The organism is Maricaulis parjimensis (assembly GCF_016817355.1).
Lineage (GTDB): Bacteria > Pseudomonadota > Alphaproteobacteria > Caulobacterales > Maricaulaceae > Maricaulis > Maricaulis parjimensis.
On sequence record NZ_JADOTT010000003.1, the window covers coordinates 36,234 to 54,152 of the forward strand.

Here is a 17,919-nt window from a genome sequence, read left to right on the forward strand (position 1 = left end):
GGACAGTAAAGCCGATCGGGGTTAACGTCGCCTTATGCCACTAGTCGGTTTCGCTGCCGTCCAGCAGGCGCTCATAACTTTCAACCAGGGCCAGATAGGGCGGCACGACCGTGTTCTGCAGACCGTCCGGCGTTGTCATCGCCATCTTGATCTCGAAATGCAGGTGGATCGTGGTCGCGCTATTGCCGAATTCATTCGACACGAAACCCAGCCGGTCGCCGCGTTCCACCTCATCGCCGACCTCGACCAGGAGCGTGTCCTTGTCCAGGTGGAGATAGGTGTAGCGCACGCCCTCATCGGTCATCAGGCGGACCGAATAGGAGCCGATCGAGGTGATCGTGCCGCTCTCGGCCGCGACGGCCCAATGCGTGTCATCCTGACAGGTGGCCGGGCGGATGTCCTGGCCCTGGTGTCCGGTGCCGGCCGGGCAGAGCGGGGTGGAGTATCCGCGCGTCTCACAGAAATTGTCGCGCCAGGCATAGGTGTAGTTCTCGGCATGGCACTGGCCGCCCCCCGGTCCGAGATAACCGCCATGCATGTAGACTTGGGAATTGGCATAGGCCTGTCCCATCTCCATCGGGAAGCGCATGGCCGGGGCGTAATTGATCTGTTCGGTCTGGCCGGTGCCGCTGTCCTCGATCAGATCGCCGGGCGGCATGTAGGAGAAGGTGTCACCGGAGGCATCCACCGGCTCGGCCGGCTCTTCTTCCACAGGCTCTTCAACCGGTTCTTCGGCGGGTTCCTCAGCCGGTTCCACTGCGGGCTCTTCGGCGGGCTCTTCCGCGGGTTCCTCGACCGGTTCCTCGGCAGGTTCCTCAACCAATTCTTCGGCGGGCTCCTCAACCGGGGCAGCCGGTTCCGGCGCGTCATCCTTGAGCGGCGGCCACCAGATCATGGCGGCGATGCCGGCAGCCGCGACCGCGGCGGCGAGGGAGAGTTCGACAGGACGTGACATTACGGGCCTCCCAGGGATCCGCGGGTTCCCGGCAGGATCTGCAGGGAATCCATGAGGCCGCGCCCGTATTGGGGTGAGGCGCAGCGGGCATCCCCTTCGGGGTCATCACATTCGATCGTGATCGAATAGGCGATGCCGTAACGTGTGAAGGACACTTCCCGACCGTATTCGGTCTGTTCGGTGCGATAGCCTTCCGGGCCGGAACCGCGAATGCGGCGGGCGGAGATCGCCGTATTGGGCTGTGCATGGGCGAGGCGCGTGCAGAACACCTCCACCAGGACATCCTCGCCAGTGATGGAGAGGGTGTAGAAATCCCCGCGCGGGAAAATCATGGTCAGCGGTTCCCGGCTGAAGCCGAGGGCGGAATAGGTCGGCACCAGGATCGGCACTTCGGTCTGGGCGAGGCGTTCCGGGTCGAGATTGCGGGGGACCGGGAACGTCCGCACCTGACGCGACAAACCGACTTCCGGACGAAAATTCTGGGCCGAATTGGCCGCGGCCACGCGGGCATCGACACGGGCCTGGTCCCAATTGACCTGGACGGCCACCGGTTCGCTCGGCGTGGCCGTCTGCACGGTCTGCGCCTGCAGGGGCTGCAGATTCGACGTGTTGAGGCGTGTCGGGTCGATCTGGGTCGGGACCGGCTGGCCGGTCGGTTGCGTGGGCACGCTCTGCGCGGCGCTGCTGGCGGAAACCAGCAGCACGACAGCGACGGACGTCAGCCACGGATAGCGTCGGGTCATCAATTATCTCCCCCTCGGGACAAGCATAGCGCAGTTTTCCACAAATTGCATGACGCCAGGATGAGCGAAATTCCCACCCTGGATTGCAAGCCGCGTGCCTGCAGGCGGCGGGCCCGCCACGCGTTTCATTCTTCGCTAAGGGATTCGGGTGGATCACTTCACCCGCGTTGGCCGACTATTCAGCGACGCGCCGTTGAATTTGTGCGCTGTTCAGCCTATGTGCACCGCAAAATGTAGTGTCCAGGAGAAGCGCAATGCGCCTCACCATGATGAAATGCAAACTCCACCGTGCGGTCGTGACCCAGGCGGATCTGCATTATGAAGGCTCGATCTCGATCGACCGTGATTATCTCGATGCGGCCGGCATCCTGCCGTACGAGCAGGTGGATGTGCTCAACATCAATAATGGCGAGCGTTTCACCACCTATGCCATCGAAGCGCCGCGCGGCAGCCGCACCTTCGGCATTAATGGTGCCGCAGCGCGTCTGGCCCAGCCGGGCGACCGCATCATTGTGGTGGCCTATGCCGAGATGGAAGCGGTCGAGGCGGAGCAATTCCAGCCGACCGTGGTCCTGCTGGACGAACACAACCAGATCAAGACCAAGCCGCAAGCAGCCTAGCCGGCAGCCGGACGGGGCGATCCCGCGTCCGGCTCTTTTGGCTTTCAGTCCGCGATGCAGAAACTGGCATTGACGGTGGCGGTCACGGTGAGTTCGCCAGCGGCGACGGGTGTGGCGCTGTCCGACACCATGCCGTAGGCGCGTTCCATATAGACCGGCTGCGGCGAATAGCTGTTTTCGCTCATGGAACGGATCCCGCACAGCTCAAACCCGGCGGCATCGGCAAACAGGTCGGCGCGGGCCAGCAGGCTGGCAATCGCTTCGCGGCGGGCCTCGTCCATCGCGTCATCCGTATTCTCGGCACCAAAGCGGACCGAGTTGATATTATTGGCACCGGCCCCGACCATGGCATCGATGGCCTGGCCCACCGCGCTGGTGTCGCGCACCTTGGCGGACACGGTATTGCGGGCCTCATAACCGATAATGTCGCGCTGGACCTGGTTATTGGTCCGGTTTTCCGAATAGACCGGCGACACCGAGAGCTGGGCCGTCTGCATGTCGCTGGCATCGACGCCCGCCCGGCGCAGAGCGGCGAAGACATCATTCATCATGCGGGCATTCTCGCGGACCGCCTGTTGGGCATTGTCCGCACGGGTCACGACGCCGGAACTGATCATCGCGTATTCCGGCGCCATCTGAACACTGGCCGAGGCGGACAGGTTCAGTGTCGGGATATCGGCCTCGCTCTGAGCGAGGGCCGACGGGGCGGCCAAGCTGACCAGGGCGGCGGAGGAAACAAGCAGGGTACGAAACATGGGTGCGCTCCTTTTGGGGGCTGTCAGGCAGACCGGTGCGGGCCGGTGTGTTGGATCATGTCCTAACCCGAACATGTGACGCCTGTCTGCAGCCTGAACGCGCGGGCCCGACAATCGCCACCATGATTGCGCCTGTGTCATGAAAGCGTGCAATCCCGGCTTGGCGCGCGCCGCCACACCTCGTATTCCTTGCCCACGCGCCATCCGCGCGGGCCTGTAGCTCAATTGGTTAGAGCCGGCGGCTCATAACCGCTTGGTTGGGGGTTCGAGTCCCTCCGGGCCCACCAAATCTTTTTAAGTACTTGAAACTACTTACTAAAAGAACGCTCCGAAACTTACAAACTTTTTGGGATTTTGGTGCCTCGGATGGTTGGTGTCGTTCCAGTCTTTTCGGGGCGAGGGGAATGGTCTTGCTTCGTTTGAACGAAATTGTGGACGTACAGCTCGCGTTGCGGCGCTTGAGTTGTTCTTTTGATTGCGTTCAACTTTTACTTGGTTCGACGGATTGGAGCGCACGAAATGGTGGGAGATGCGTCAAGGGAAGTGATTGTCCGGGTTCAGTCCCACTTTCGTGAACATGAGCACAGCTCGATTGACATAGATGTCCTACTTCACGGACCTATCCCTGAGTTTGGCCTTTACTCGAATTTGCTCAGGGAAGTGCGAAGCGACCCTTGGACCAAGAGGTTCGAAGGCCGAAAAGTGCCGACGAGCTATGGAGCTCGCGGAATTGGAGAGCGGGACATTGCCCGTTTCCTGCTGTGGACGATGGGCCCGGATGGTGACCTTGACGCTGCGGTAGAAAAATTTGAGCAAACCATCGACGGTGAGAGCCTTCGTTTTGTCGTCGTGGTGCCGTTGATGCGAATGGAACTTCTACAAAGTCGGCAGCTATCCAACGGTGTGTTTGCAGCAGCAACCATTTCAGATGTTCGTGATCTTCCGGCGTCTCTGCTTTCGCTAATGTCTGACACCATTCCGGGTCTTAGCGCGGATGACACTGCTGCATTGGTTTTTGAAACGAGGTTGGCGCCGGTGTTCACAGAAACTGGGCCGGGTTTGCCCCAGAGCTGGCTTGGGGAAGTAGCGCGGGTAAAATCCGAAATTGACGAAGTGGTCCGGGTCATCGCGCTCTCCAGAAACACCGGAATTCGCAAATTGCCATACTTCACTTACACAGATTTTGGTCCTGATCTCGGCTACTCTCCCACAGGAAATGAGGCGTACCACCACATAATGCCGGAGTTGTTTTCAATCGAACCGGTCGCAGAAAGAATCGACAAACTCATTGCTCTGCCAACCAAGACTCGTGAGCTATTGTCGCGTATTCTGGAAAGATATCATCGATCTTTGCTGGACAGGGACGATGTGGACCGTTCGATAAATCTGACTATTGCGCTCGAAAGTTTATTCATTGGCGATAATAGTAGTGAGATCAGTCATAGGATTGCTGAACGGGCTTCTTGGTTGCTTGGCGAGGACGTAGAAAAGCGGCTCGAGATTTTCGGTGTGATGAAAGCGATTTATGGCGCGCGATCAACCGCCGCTCACCAGGGAAAGTTGAAGCGAGGATTCGACGTAGGTCTACTCGATCAAGCGGCCGACATTTTCGTTCGCGCAGTCGACAAAATTTTGACACTGCAAAGTAGGCCGAACGAAGATGCGTGGAAGCGCATAGTGCTTGGTGGTGAATTTAAGTGAGGTTTGTAACTTCACTTGTAACTCATTGAAACGCATCACATGGTTTGTAAGATTTTTCCCATTTAAGTAATTGAAAATATTTACTTTACATGACTCCTCCGGGCCCACCATTTCCTCGATCTTACGGCAGTGCGCTGCGCGAAAGTCGCCGACGGGGCGGCCCATCAGGGGCCGACGCGCCGGCGCGCTTGCGAACCCTGCGGGTTCGGCCATGTCGCTCATCTCCGAAATTTGGACCAGACGCCTATTCAGACCGCACGGCAATATCGTCGATGACCCACTCCAAAACCGGGTCGCGGGCCATCCGGTAGTCGTCCGCAGTCGTCGCAATCCGGACATCGGGTGCCAGGGCTTCGTCAACGGGTTCGGCGAAGCAGAAGCGGCGCTTGGAATAAGTGATCAGGAAGCCGGAATTGGGCAGGTTGAACTGGCCCATGTCCTGATAGCCGCACGGTGTGGCACCGGTCGGCTCGCCGACCCGGCGGGCATTGAGCAAGTCGGCATATTGAGCGGAATTGGACATGGCCGCGGAGAAGGTGATGCCGCTGGTCAGCACATAGACCCCATTCTGCCAGTCCAGCGTATCGACGAGATTGAGGTACTCGGCCAGCAGCAGTCCGACATAGAAATTGCCGCCAAAATTCTCGCGGAAATCGATCGCGATATTGCGAATGCCCCGGGCTTCGAGCACCTCGGCGACCGATTGGGCGAAGGCGTCCATCGCGTCCTCGGACGGATAACTGTCAAACCGGATATATCCCAGATTTTTATCGTCGAGCGCCGCGAAGCGAATGCCCGGGGCCTCGATCACATCCGGGCCTGGACCCATCGGCTGGCGATAGCTGATGTGCTGGTCCACACGCTCGCGAAACGCTTGCGTGGTGACAGCGTCAAGGGAAAGCGTTTGCCGCCTGCCGTCCTTTTCAAGGGTGATGCGGGTGGTCGACGCGCTTGGCGACAGGCCGATGGCGTGCCCGAGTTCGGCAATGGTGAGATACATCCCTACCCGGACAGCTTCGGAATGCGGGTTCTCGACGAAGGGGAGATAGGGCGCCAATTGCTCCAGAACGGCGTCCATCTCTTGGCCATTCCAGTGGGTGATCCGGGCGCCCAGCAGGGCGATGTTGTCCCGGGATGTTGCGACGATGAGGGCCTCGCCTCCGATCCATCTCACCTCGATCGGATAGCGGTGATAGCCGGAGCCCCAGAGCGGCATGGCGGTATGCCCGTCACCGATCGCGTGCGTTATGCGCATGAGCGACGCCACGATCTGGGGATCCGACAGGGAGGGCAATGATGCCGTGAGCGCATCGACCTGACTGTAGAACCGGTCGCGCGGCAGAGAGTGGAAGAGGTCGATATGCCGGGCTTCCAGCGTCTCCGCATAGACTTCGATATCTTCCTGCCATGCGATCTGGCGCTCGTCCTGAAAGGCGTGGGCGTTCGGGGCGGTCGCCAGCAGGGCGCCCAACAGGAGGAGGCTGCGCGGCGCGTGTTTGGTTAGGTCTGAAATCATCTGTCAGTCTCGTTTTGTCAGGGTGTCTTGCCATGGCCTGCGAATGGGCAAGCGGTCGAGCAGACTTTCATTGGTTTGGTCTCTACTGGCACGGCACTGGGCGGCTGAACACGACACCAACCCGACACCGATCCGTCAGCCTGCAATCGCGTCGGGTCGGACCCGTGTCGACACGCCCGGTCCAGCAGGATGACGGCGCTGGTATCTGTGTCCCAGTCTGTCAGACTGGGGCCGGGCCTGCAGGGGGGATTCCGTGACTGAAAAAATCGGTGTTGATGATCTGGCCGAGGATGTCTTCGGTCTGAACATCCGGGGCTTGCGTTCCATCGGCGTGATCTGGATCCGTCCGGCGGTCTATTTCAGCGCGGCGCAGGATGCTGGCTGGGACGGACGGTTCACGCCGTCCATTCGATTGTGGCTGTCCTTGATTGCCCTGACCTCCCTGTTCCAATTCATCTGGATCGGAAGCGACACGCCCTTGGTGGCCGCCTATGCGGAGGGGTTCCGCAATGCGGGTCTTGTGCCGCCGGAGGGCATGACCCTCCAACAATTGGGTGAGCGGGCCGCACTGTGGATCTATGCCCTTGCGCCCATGGTCCAGCTTGCCCTCTTTCTCCTTGTCCTGGGCTTCTTCCCCTTCTGGGGCGAGCGCGCCACCTACAGCCTGGCGCTCCGGCGCGTGTTCGGCGTGATGATCCCCAGTGCCACCCTGCTGGTGCTCTTCTTGCCCGCCCTGGCGCTGGTCCCGTCATCCCAGGTCGCCATGATCGGCTACGTGATCGGCGCGGTGACCTTCCTGCTGGATGCGCTGACCGGCTACCGCGCGGCCTTTCCGGTCGCCTCGGCCTTCGGTCGGCTTTGGCGGGCGGCCTTGCTGGCTCTGTGCATCCTGATCCTGAACGTGATTGCGAATGTCGGCGCCCAGATCGCCGGGATTGTCCTGGTGAGCTACCAGTTCGGCCTGTCCGCCGGGTGATGCGGGCGGGATGAATCCCCTGCGACCGGTGCGCCAACCGGATGCGCCCTGTGTGAACCTCCCGCGACAATCTCAGCCAAGGCCTTGATTGCGTTGCGTCAGGGGATCAACCTGCGCGCGACAGGGGAGAGTTGTCATGTTGTCCATGGTTGTGGCTTTGGGTCTGGGTTCGGCGCTGATGAAGCAGGTGCCGCCGCCGGCCGATGCGTCCGCGATCCAGCAATGTACCGATCTGGCCGGCGATGAGGCGTTCGAGCCGAGCGCCGCCTATCACTGGACGGATGTGCTGCTGGAAGTGTCGGCGCGTGAGGTTTTGCAGGTGGGCGCGCGGCCGACCGTATTGTCGCGCCAGATGGCGATCGTGGAAACCGCCATGTTCGATGCCTGGGCCGCCTATGACGATGCGGCGGTCGGCACGCGCTATGGCGCGGCGCTGCGCCGCCCGGAGGGTGAGCGAACCGAGGCCAATAAGCAGATCGCGATTGCCTTTGCCAGCTATGTCGCCCTGCTCGACCAATTCCCCAGCCTGGAAGACCATATCCGGACCCGTTTTGCCGATGCCGGTTTCGATCCGGATTTCGCCGGGCGCGATCCGGCCACGCCGGAAGGGATTGGCCGGCTCGCCGCCGAGGCCGTGATCGCCGCGCGTCATCATGACGGGGCCAACCAGCTGGGCGATGAGGCCGGTTCCGACGGCACGCCCTATTCGCAATACATCATGTACCGCCCGGCCAATCACCCCAATGTAATCCTGGATGCCGACCGCTGGCAGCCGATCCCGGCGTCTGACGGGATGGGCGGCACGGCGGTGCAGTCCTGGCTGACGCCGCACTGGTACCGTGTCCAGACGTTCGGCCTTGAAAGCAGTGACCAGTTCCGGGCACCGCCGCCGCCCCTGGTCGGCAGCGAGCAGCTGGAAGCCGAGGCCCTGCAGGTCGAGGAAATGAATGCCAATCTCTCCAACGAGGAGAAGGCGCTGGTCGAATTCATGCGGGATGGGCCGGCCTCGACAGGCCAGTCCGGCCATTGGCTGCAAATGGCCCAGGTCGTGTCCTGCCGGGACCGCAATGATCTGGACACGGATGTGCGGATGTATTTCGCCGTCGCCAATGTCTCCATGGATGCCTTCATCGCCTCCTGGGACAGCAAAATCTATTACGACACCTCGCGCCCCTGGACGCTGATCCGGCATTATCGCGGCGAGGAAGTGATCGAGGCCTGGGGTGGTCCGGGCCAGGGTACGGTCGAAGTGACGGCCACGGAATGGCATCCCTATTCGCCGCGCACCTTCCCGACCCCGCCTTTTGGCGGCTATCCGTCCGGGCATTCCACCATCTCCGCTGCCGCAGCGGACACGCTGCGCCGTTTCACCGGGGATGATGAATTCGGTTATTCCGTGGAAGTGCAGGCCGGAGCGATGACCGAGCCGGGCTATGAACACACACCGGTGGTCCTGGAATTCCCGACCTTCACCGAGACCGCCGAGATGGCCGGTATTTCCCGCCTCTTGGGTGGCTATCACATCATGGCGGACAATGTGGAAGGCCTGGCGATGGGGCGGCGCGTGTCGGCATATGACTGGCCTATCATCCAGTCCTATTTCGACGGGACCGCGGAGATTGCGGATCCGGTCCGTCCGGACTGATTGCAGCGGTCAGCCGGCCTTGCGCTGGCGCTCCTGCCAGACATCAGCGCTGTGGGACCGGGATGATGCCGGCGGGCCTTGCTCGCCGGTCTGCAATTCCAGCCAGTCACGGGCCTCGGCCTTGGAATTGAAGATCTCGATCTTGCCGTCTTGCGCCCGCGTCAGTTCGGCCATGCGTTCGGTGAAATCACGCTGATCGGCCAAGCAGATCACGGCCGCGGTGAAATCCTTGAGCAGGGCAGAGATCGCCCGGGCGCGGTATTCGAACTCATCCTCGTCGAGAATGAAGGCGACCAGCCGGACATCGCAGAGAATCTTGGGGGTGGGGAAATGCGTTTGCATGCGGCGGACGGACTGCACGATCTGCGGTTCGTCCTCATGGAAGATCTCGCCTGACGCGTAGAGTTCCATCGTATCGCCGACGGGTCTCAGTTCGAAACCGTCTTCGGTATACATATCGCCTCGCCATCCTTATCCGGTTGCCCTTCTGGCCCCGGTTTCGTTGCGCGTGAGCATGCGCAGTCAGCGTTTCCACCCTGTTAAGTCGGATCTCATAGAATATGAGTGATCGCATCCTGGGCGTGTGGGGCTCTCACCGGGGTGCGGCGTTCGCGTTGTAAAAATTGTGTAAAGCTTGCACGCGAAATTGATTAAAGGTTGTGCGGCGTTTCCTTAACGCCCATCGTTTATACAGCCAGGTGAAGTGAGGGTGACGATGAATTTCTGGCGTTGGGTGGATCAGCTGACAGGCGCGAACCCGCAGGTCGATCTCGACCATGCGGTGCGCTGCCGTATTGCCTTGGCCTTTACCGGCGTCTTCACCCTGATGAGCGCGGTCAATGCCGCCCTGATGGCCTTCGTCGTCGAAGCCCGCCCCGGCATGGTGGAACTGGGCCTGATCGGCGGCGTTGTCGGCGGCGCGCTCGGCGGTATCGGCCTCTGGCTGCGCCGTCCGAATTTCACCATCGCCCTGATGATCACCATGGGATCCGCCGTGGTCGCCCTGGCGGCGGTCGCCAATCGCGGCTCCTTCCCGCCCTCCACACTCTATGTGCCGGGCATTCTGCTGGGTGCCTATATCGCTTGGGGCATGCGCGCTGTTCTGGTGGCCATCCTCCCGGTCGGTTTCTATTTCGGCTACATCGTCTGGTCGGCCTATCAGGCAGATGGCGGCGAACTGGCCTTCAGCCCGCAGGAAATGCTGAACATCCTGGTCACGGCTGCGGCCATGTCCTGCCTGTGGATCGTTCTGTTCGGGACCAGCTTCCGTTCGGCGGCCCAGGAGGCCCAGGACGCGCTGACCCGCAATAACAACCGGCTCAAGGTCGCCCTGAAAGCCGCCCAGGCGGCCAATCGCGCGAAATCCGAATTCATCGCCAATATGAGCCATGAGGTCCGCACCCCGCTCAATGGTGTGCTGGGCATGACCAGCGTCATGCTGCAGGACCCGTCCCTGTCCGATGAGCACAAGCACTCGCTGAAGCTGATCGATACCTCGGGCAAATCCCTGCTGGGCCTGCTCAATGATGTGCTGGACCTGTCCAAGATCGAGGCCGAAGCGCTGGAGCTGGAGACGCGCGATTTCGACATGGTCGAAATGGTGGAGGCCGCGACAGAACACTGGTCGGCTCAGGCCAAGTCCAAGGGGCTGGAACTGGTTGTCCAGCGCGAAAAGGCCGAGGAACGCCTGGATGTCCAGGGCGATCCGTCCCGCGTGCGCCAGGTGCTCAACAATCTGATCTGCAATGCGGTGAAATTCACCCATCGCGGCAAGATCACCGTCAATCTGTCCCATGGCAGCATGCAGGCCGATGGCCGCGTGCCGATCCGCATCGTGATCAAGGATACCGGTATCGGCATTCCGCGCGACAAGCAGGACACGATTTTCGACGCGTTCAGCCAGGTGGATGCCTCCACCACCCGCAAATATGGCGGTACGGGTCTGGGTCTGGCGATCTGCCGCCGCTTGCTGAACATGATGGGTGGCCGGATTGCTGTCTCCAGTGAGCCGGGCCGCGGCTCCACCTTCACGGTGGAACTGGCCCTGGAACCGGGGACGGCGCCTGTCGCCACGCCGACACCGGACGCGATCGCCAAGATCGTGCCGGTTGGTCTCAAGCGTATTCTGGTGGTCGACGATGTTGTGACCAATCAACTCGTCCTGCGCGCCATGGTCCAGCAACTCGTCCAGAGCGACGAACTGATCATTGATGTGGCGTCCGGCGGCCGCGAAGCCGTGAACAAGGCGGCGGCGACTCAGTATGATGTCATCCTGATGGACATCCAGATGCCGGAAATGGATGGCGTCAGCGCCATGCATTGCATCCGCCAGAACCGCAAGGCGGCGACGGCGCAGGTCGTGGCTGTCACGGCCCTGGCCTCGGAAGATCATCGCCGCCAGTTCGAGGCGGAAGGCTTCTCGGCCTATCTGCCCAAACCGGTGGAATTGCCGGACCTGCGCGAGGTTCTCGCCGGGATTCTGACCGAGCCCGCCGAGCAGGCCGATCCGGGCCCGGCTGTTCGTGCCGGTGCGATGCGGGCCTAGATTTCGGCCACGATCAGGTGCGGCCCGCCGGCCTGGATCGCCGCCTTCAGCGCATCATCAAACTCACCGGCGGTATGGGCCCGCTGCGCCGGAACGCCGAAGCCTTCGGCCAGTTTCACCCAGTCCATTTTCGGATTGTCCAGCGACAGCATTTGCTGCGCCGCCGGACCCGGCTCGCCGGCACCGACCCGGGACAGCTCGACATTGAGCACCAGGTAGGAATGGTTGGCGAAGACGATATTGATGACATTCTGCTTCTCGCGCGCCTGAGTCCACAGGGCCTGAAGCGTATAGGCCGCGGCGCCGTCACCACACAGGGCGAAGACCTGCTTGTCCGGACAGGCCAGCGCCGCGCCGACGGCCTGGGGCATGCCGGACCCGATCGCTCCGCCGGTCAGGCACAGCCATTCATGGCGCGGACCATTATCGATCCAGGGGAAGACCCCCATGCCGGACGTGGTCGAGTCGTCGCAGATGATGGAATCCTCGGGCATGTGCCGCAGCATGGAAATGCCGACATAGCCGGGATTGAGCTTTTCATCCGGGAAGAGTTTGGGCGCCTGGCTGCGCTCCGGCTTGGCCAAGGGCGTGTCGGCACCCAGCGCGTCGGCCAGGTCATTCAGCGCCTGTCCGATATCATCGGCCGGCCCGCCCAGATGCACCGTCTTCGCGCCCTCCGGCGTCAGCTCGCCCGGCAGGCCGGGATAGGCGAAGAAGGCGACGGGCGGTTTGGAGCCGGCGATGACCAGGAGATCACTGCCGGCGAGTTCCTCCAGCGCCTGCTCGCCGAAATAGGCCAGGCGGCGCGGCGAGACCCGGCCCTGGCCCCGCGAAATGCGCGGCACGAACGTGTCCATGAAGAGCTGGGCGCCGGTCGCTTCGGCTATCCGGCCGGCTGTCTCCAGCGAAGCTTCCAGACAGGCATCATTGCCCAGGAAGAGGACGGGTGACTTGGCCGCTTTGATCGCTTCAGCCACGGCTGAAACCGTGTTGGCGCCGACCGGGTTCGGGCCCGGCATGGGCTGGGCCTCCAGCACGTCCGGCTCCTCGTCCGACCAGGCGCAATCAGCGGGCAGGGTCAGTGAGGCGACGCCGCGTTCCGGACCATAGGACTGGCGCACGGCTTCCACGGCCATGCTGGAGACTTCCGACGGGTCATTCACCCGGCCCACCCAGCGGGACATGGGTTCGCACACCGTATCGACATCACTGGTCAGCGGGGCATCCAGTTCCAGGTGATGACGGGCATGATCCCCGACAATGTTGACGACGGGAACATAGCCGCGGCGGGCATTGTGCAGATTGGCCAGGCCATTGCCGACGCCCGGGCCGAGATGGAGCAGGGTGCAGGCCGGCTTGCCAGCCATGCGGCCATAGCCATCCGCCGCGCCGGTCGCCACACCTTCGAAGAGGCAGAGCACGGATTGCATGCCCTCGATCCGGTCGAGAGCGGCCACCATGTGCATTTCCGATGTGCCCGGATTGGTGAAACAGACTTCCACACCTTGATTGATCAGCGTTCTGACCAGGCTCTCTGCAGCAAACATCGACCTTCCCCTTGCTTCGCTTTTCGCGTCTTGGGGGCAAGGTTGGGCCTTGCGGCCGGAATGTCCAGCATTCCGGCCATACAGGTTTGTGGATGGTCTATGCGGCCGCTCGTTCCGCGCGGATCTTGAAGAAGAGCGCGTAGAGCACCGGCACCGCGATCATGGTCAGCAGGGTGGCGAAAGTCAGCCCGCCGATGATCGTCACCGCCATGCCCTGGAAGAAGGCATCGAACAGCAGCGGCGTCATGCCTAGGATCGTGGTCGAGGCGGCCAGGAGCACCGGGCGCAGACGGCTGACCGAGCCATCCCGTACGGCATCCATCCGGTCGGCCCCGCCCTTGATGCGCATGTCGATCTCGTCGACCAGCACGATCGCATTCTTGATCAGCATGCCCGACAGGGAGAGCAGGCCCAACAGAGCGGTAAAGGAGAAGGCGACATTGGTCGCCAGCAGGCCGATCACCACACCATTCACCGCCATCGGCACGACGGCCCAGATGATCAGCGGCTGGCGCACCTTGGCAAACAGCATGAAGGAGATGGTCAGCATGGCGATGAAGGTGAGCGGCAATTGTCCGCCCAGGGATTCATTCGCCCGCACCGAGGCCTCGTGCTCGCCACCCCATTCCAGGGAATAGCCGACCGGCAGCTCGATCGCCTCCATCAGCGGGCGGAAGCGTTCGAAGGCCTGGGCCGCGGTTTCACCTTCGGGAGGATTGGCCCGCACGGACAGGGTGCGCGTGCGGTCGCGCCGCTGGATCAGGACATCCTCGAAATCCAGGGCAAAGGAGGAGACGACCTGGTCGATCGGCACATAGGCTTCCTGGGAGGAACTCCAGACCAGGCGCTCGGACAGATAGGCCGGGTCGGCGCGTTCCGAGGCGGGCGCGCGGGCGATGATCGGAATGAGTTCCTCACCCTCGCGGTGCACGCCGACCTGACGGCCATCCGTGGCGAATTGCAGGGCATTGGCCAGGTTCTCGCGGGTGACACCGATCGTCTGGGCACGGCCCTCGATCAGGACCGGGCGCAGGGTGGGTGTGCGATTGCGCCAGTCCGTGCGGATATCGATGAAGCGGCCATCCTCATAGAGGCGGGCAATCGCCTGTTCCGACAGGTCGCGCAGGACATCGGCATCCGGCCCCATGAAGCGCGCTTCCAGCTGGGCCCCGGTCGGCGGGCCGAACACGATCCGGTCCACACGGGCATCCACATCGGGATACTGGTTGCGGACATGGTCCAGGATACGGTCCGCCAGGGCCGGGATCTCGTCGCGATGACGGGTCTGGACGATGATCTGGCCATAGGCTGTATTGGGCTGTTCGGAGTGATAGGTCAGCATGAAGCGCGTTGCGCCGGCGCCGACAAATGTGTCGAAGCTGACGGTTTCCGGCTGCTCGCCGACATAGGTGCCGATATCGCGCAGCGTGACGTCGGTGGTCAGGATGTCCGTGCCTTCGGGATGTTCGACATTGACGTAGAACATCGGCGTATTGGCCGGCGGAAAGAAGGCATTCTTCACCTGGCCGAAGCCGGCATAGCACACCACGGTCACACCGATCAGGCCGATCAGGACCAGCCAGCGATGCCTGAGGGCACCGCCCAGCAGGCCGCGATAGGCGTTGAACAGGCGGCCGGAATAGATCTCGTCATCGCTCTCCGGCTCACCCTCGCGTGCCAGGCTCGCTTCGCGTTGGGCCGAGAAGAGATGGAAACCGACCATGGGCACAACGGTCACGGCGATCACCCAGCTCAACAGGAGGGAAATGCCGATCACGGCGAACAGGGAGAAGAGGAATTCACCGGTGGCATCCGGCGACAGGCCGATCCCGGCAAAGGCCAGAATGCCGATCACCGTGGCGCCCAGCAGCGGCCATTGCGTCGAGGTGACGGCATCCTCGGCCGCATCGAGGCGCTTCTTGCCGCGCATCACACCGGTCAGCATGCCTTCGGCGACGACGATCGCATTATCGACCAGCATGCCCATGGCGATGATCAGCGCGCCCAGGGAGATGCGTTCCATCTCGATGGCGAACATGTCCATGAAGAAGATGGTGCCGGCGACGGTGAGGAAGAGGGCGCTGCCCACGGTCAGGCCGGCGCGCCAGCCCATGAAGACGCACAGCACGCCCACCACGATGGCGATCGACAGGGCGAGGCTGAACAGGAAGGAGTTGATCGCTTCATCGACGACGATGTGCTGCTGGTAAATCGGGTGGAGCTCAAAGCCCAGTGGCAGGCCGGCTTCCAGCTCGGCCAGACGCGCTTCAACGGCATGGCCGACATCGACGATATTCGCGGTCGGCAGGCCGGCCACGCCCAGTGTGAAGGCGGGCATATTATTGTGGTAGATGAACTGGTTGGGGCGTTCGACCGGGGCGCGGATCACCTCGGCGAAATCGGACAGGCGGATGGCCTGGCCGCCATTGCGCGGCGTGATCAGCAGGTTTCGGACCGCGTCCACCCCGCCCAGCGTTTGCGGAATCTCGATGCGGACATAGCGGCCATCCAACGGAGCTGAGCCGGCAGACACCACCGTGTTTTCCCGGTTCAACTCGGCCAGCAAACCCTCATAGGACAGGCCCAGCCGTGCGAGGTTTTCCTGGGAAATCTCGATATAGATGCGCTCTTCCGGTTCGCCCTCGACGGCGACCTTGGCGACATCCTCCACGGTGAGGAGTTCGCGCCGCAGCATGCGCGCGACATCGCGGATCCGGTCATCGGAATAACCCTCGGCGGTGACCGCATAGAAGAGGCCATAGGTATCGCCGAAATCATCGAACACGATGGGCGTGCCTGCGCCCGGAGGCAGGCCGGAGATTGCGTCGGAGACCTTGGCGCGCAGCTCGGTCCAGACATCATTGATGTCGGCACTGTCGATCGTGTCCTGCATCTCGACATGGATTTCCGACATGCCGGGCGAGGATTCCGAGGTGATCGTGTCGACCGCATCCATCTGCTGGATCGCGATCTCCAGACGTTCGGTGACTTCCTGCTCCACCTCTTCCGCGGTTGCGCCGGGATAGGGGGTGAAGATGATCGCCTGCTTGATCGTGAAGGCCGGGTCTTCCAGCCGGCCGACATTGTTGAAGCCGAAAAGCCCGCCGAGCAGGCAGAACAGGATGACCAGCCAGGTCAGGACCGGCTTTTCGATCGAAAGGCGCGCCAGGGAGACGGCCGGGTTCTGTGGCAGGCTCATCGCGGCAGGTCCAGCGGCTCGCTTTGGGACAGGGGACGCACGGCCATGCCTTCATAAAGGGAAGAGACGCCGGCGGTCACGATGGGCGTGCCCGGCTCGACGCCGCTGGTCAGGATGACGTGGGCGCCGCTCAACCCGTCGGTTTCCACCGGGCGGGCGGATACGGTGCCGGTCGTTTCGTCATAGACCCAGACCACGCGGCTGCCATCGGGACGTTCCGCGACCGCCGCGACGGGCACGCGCACCGTGGCGCGCTGTTCGGCGTCACGCGCGAATTCGGCGGACACGCTCGCCGTCATGCCGGGCAGGATATTGGCGGGCAGATCGGCGGGCAGGGCGGCAATGGCGCGATAGGTGCGCGAGGCGGCATCCGGCTCGGAGACAAGTTCCCGCGGCTCCAGATCGAAGGACCGGCCCGGCAGGAAGGAGAAGGTGGCGGTCAGCGAACGCAGATTGGACTGGTCGAATGTGGCGACCATGTCTTCGGAAACCGGGATGGAGACGCGCAGTTCGCCGACATCCTGGATGCGGGCAATCGCCTGGCCCGGCGAGACAATGGTGTAATTGTCCACCAGGCGGCGGCTCACCAGCCCATCGAAGGGCGCTTCCAGCGTGGCATAGCCCAGATTGCGGCGGGCCGTTTCCAGCGCCACGGCGCGCAGGTCGTACTGGGTCTGGGCATTGTCCAGGGCGGCCTGGGAGGCAATCCCGCGATCATGCAGGGTCTGCTGGCGCTCCAGATCATTGCGGGCCTGCTGCAGCTGGACACGGGCTTCGCGCTCGGCGCGCTGGAAATCTTCCAGGTCGAGCTGGGCGACCAGGTCGCCGCGGGCAATTCGCTGGCCTTCATTGAGCGGCAATTCTGCCAGCTGTCCACCGACCTGGAAGGCCATGTCCACGGTCAGGCGCGCTTCGACACGGCCGACAAATTCATGGCTGGACTGAGCGGACAGGGCTTCCACCTGGCCAAGTTGGACCAGGCGCGGCGGCGCTTCTTGCGTGACCGTTTCGCCCGAGCAGGCGCCCAGGAAAAGGGCAGCGGCCAGAGGCAGGGCAAAGGGGCGGGCGGTCATGCATGCATCTCCCGGGACATCGCCAGAAGGCGTTCCAGAATGGTTGTGATTTCGGTTTCCCGGACATGGCGCAGGCCGAGCAGCTGGCTCAGCTTCAGCCCGTCCAGGCTCAACAGGATGATCTGGGCCAGGACCGGATCGGCCGAACTGTCGGCCACGCGCTGGAACTCCACCGCGATCGGCGCGGTGGCCGCTTCCAGCAGGCCGGGCTGTTCAGCGGAGGCCGCCAGCAGGGCCTGGGACACACTGTCCGGCGCCTTCATCCGGCCGAGCAGGGCTTCCACGACCCGCGGCAGGACCGGTTCGCCGGCCGCTTCGGCCGTTTCACGAGCGGCCGCGATCTCGGCGAGAATGCTGTCGATCATGCGGGCGACCATGGCTTCCAGCAGGGCCAGCTTGTTGGGGTAGTGATAGAGCACGCCCCCTTTGGAGACCTGGCTCTCGGCGGCAACAGCATCAATCGTCAGCCGGCCGGACCCGTCGCGGGCGACGACAGCTTCGGCGGCATCGAGGATGACATCCTTGGTGTTCGGCTTTTCCAGCACGGGCAGTCCTTTGAGAATTGTTGCGCTGCACATAAACCGTCCAGACGGTACAGTCAATACCGTCCGGACGGTACAGTAACGCTTTCATGAATCCCGCCA

At 62.6% G+C, this 17,919-nt stretch carries 14 protein-coding genes and 1 tRNA gene; 6 read left to right on the top strand and 9 right to left on the bottom strand.

Annotation, left to right across the window (positions count from 1 at the left end; translation table 11 throughout):
- Positions 1 to 40 precede the first annotated feature (40 nt).
- The gene (locus I0K07_RS05890; protein WP_203291915.1) at positions 41 to 955 is read right to left on the bottom strand and encodes a M23 family metallopeptidase; all 915 of its coding nucleotides are present in this window, start codon (positions 953 to 955) and stop codon (positions 41 to 43) included.
- Entirely contained in the window at positions 955 to 1,698 is a 744-nt protein-coding gene (locus I0K07_RS05895; protein WP_203291916.1) for a hypothetical protein, read from the bottom strand. Before I0K07_RS05895 ends, I0K07_RS05890 begins: the two co-directional genes overlap by 1 nt.
- A gap of 254 nt (positions 1,699 to 1,952) precedes the next feature.
- Here I0K07_RS05895 and panD point away from each other — a divergent pair, with 254 nt between their 5' ends.
- Positions 1,953 to 2,318, top strand: coding sequence for an aspartate 1-decarboxylase (panD, locus tag I0K07_RS05900; RefSeq protein ID WP_203291917.1), 366 nt, complete (start codon positions 1,953 to 1,955; stop codon positions 2,316 to 2,318).
- A 44-nt stretch (positions 2,319 to 2,362) separates the two neighbouring features.
- Here panD and I0K07_RS05905 read toward each other — a convergent pair whose 3' ends face one another.
- Positions 2,363 to 3,073 carry an SIMPL domain-containing protein gene (locus tag I0K07_RS05905; RefSeq protein WP_203291918.1) on the bottom strand — a complete coding sequence of 237 codons (711 nt, stop codon included), beginning with the start codon at positions 3,071 to 3,073 and terminating at the stop codon, positions 2,363 to 2,365.
- Between the two features lie 210 nt (positions 3,074 to 3,283).
- Between I0K07_RS05905 and I0K07_RS05910 the strand changes: the two genes are divergently transcribed.
- A tRNA-Ile gene (locus I0K07_RS05910) sits at positions 3,284 to 3,360 on the top strand.
- Between the two features lie 415 nt (positions 3,361 to 3,775).
- Positions 3,776 to 4,774: a HEPN domain-containing protein gene (locus tag I0K07_RS16030; protein ID WP_203291919.1), complete on the top strand. Its 999-nt coding sequence runs from the start codon at positions 3,776 to 3,778 to the stop codon at positions 4,772 to 4,774.
- A 244-nt stretch (positions 4,775 to 5,018) separates the two neighbouring features.
- Here the strand turns inward: I0K07_RS16030 and I0K07_RS05920 are convergent, their stop codons facing one another.
- A complete protein-coding gene (locus I0K07_RS05920) occupies positions 5,019 to 6,290 on the bottom strand; it encodes a S41 family peptidase (RefSeq protein WP_203291920.1) in 1,272 nt (423 codons plus the stop codon).
- A 253-nt stretch (positions 6,291 to 6,543) separates the two neighbouring features.
- Between I0K07_RS05920 and I0K07_RS05925 the strand changes: the two genes are divergently transcribed.
- Both I0K07_RS05925 and I0K07_RS05930 read left to right on the top strand, forming a co-directional pair.
- A complete protein-coding gene (locus I0K07_RS05925; RefSeq protein WP_203291921.1) occupies positions 6,544 to 7,266 on the top strand; it encodes a hypothetical protein in 723 nt (240 codons plus the stop codon).
- Between the two features lie 136 nt (positions 7,267 to 7,402).
- Positions 7,403 to 8,911, top strand: coding sequence for a vanadium-dependent haloperoxidase (locus I0K07_RS05930; RefSeq protein WP_203291922.1), 1,509 nt, complete (start codon positions 7,403 to 7,405; stop codon positions 8,909 to 8,911).
- A gap of 9 nt (positions 8,912 to 8,920) precedes the next feature.
- Here I0K07_RS05930 and I0K07_RS05935 read toward each other — a convergent pair whose 3' ends face one another.
- The gene (locus I0K07_RS05935; protein ID WP_203291923.1) at positions 8,921 to 9,367 is read right to left on the bottom strand and encodes a hypothetical protein; all 447 of its coding nucleotides are present in this window, start codon (positions 9,365 to 9,367) and stop codon (positions 8,921 to 8,923) included.
- Positions 9,368 to 9,626: 259 nt separating this feature from the next.
- Between I0K07_RS05935 and I0K07_RS05940 the strand changes: the two genes are divergently transcribed.
- On the top strand, positions 9,627 to 11,456 hold the full coding sequence (locus I0K07_RS05940) for an ATP-binding protein (RefSeq protein ID WP_203291924.1): 1,830 nt from the start codon (positions 9,627 to 9,629) through the stop codon (positions 11,454 to 11,456).
- On the opposite strand, the gene I0K07_RS05945 is transcribed toward I0K07_RS05940, so the two are convergent.
- The 4 genes from I0K07_RS05945 to I0K07_RS05960 form a co-directional block, all read right to left on the bottom strand.
- On the bottom strand, positions 11,453 to 13,003 hold the full coding sequence (locus I0K07_RS05945; RefSeq protein WP_203291925.1) for an acetolactate synthase large subunit: 1,551 nt from the start codon (positions 13,001 to 13,003) through the stop codon (positions 11,453 to 11,455). The two genes, I0K07_RS05940 and I0K07_RS05945, sit on opposite strands and share 4 nt — an antisense overlap.
- Positions 13,004 to 13,100: 97 nt before the next feature.
- On the bottom strand, positions 13,101 to 16,202 hold the full coding sequence (locus tag I0K07_RS05950) for an efflux RND transporter permease subunit (RefSeq protein ID WP_203291926.1): 3,102 nt from the start codon (positions 16,200 to 16,202) through the stop codon (positions 13,101 to 13,103).
- A complete protein-coding gene (locus I0K07_RS05955) occupies positions 16,199 to 17,275 on the bottom strand; it encodes an efflux RND transporter periplasmic adaptor subunit (protein ID WP_203291927.1) in 1,077 nt (358 codons plus the stop codon). Before I0K07_RS05955 ends, I0K07_RS05950 begins: the two co-directional genes overlap by 4 nt.
- Positions 17,272 to 17,853, bottom strand: coding sequence for a TetR/AcrR family transcriptional regulator (locus tag I0K07_RS05960; protein ID WP_203291928.1), 582 nt, complete (start codon positions 17,851 to 17,853; stop codon positions 17,272 to 17,274). Before I0K07_RS05960 ends, I0K07_RS05955 begins: the two co-directional genes overlap by 4 nt.
- Positions 17,854 to 17,919: the final 66 nt, after the last annotated feature.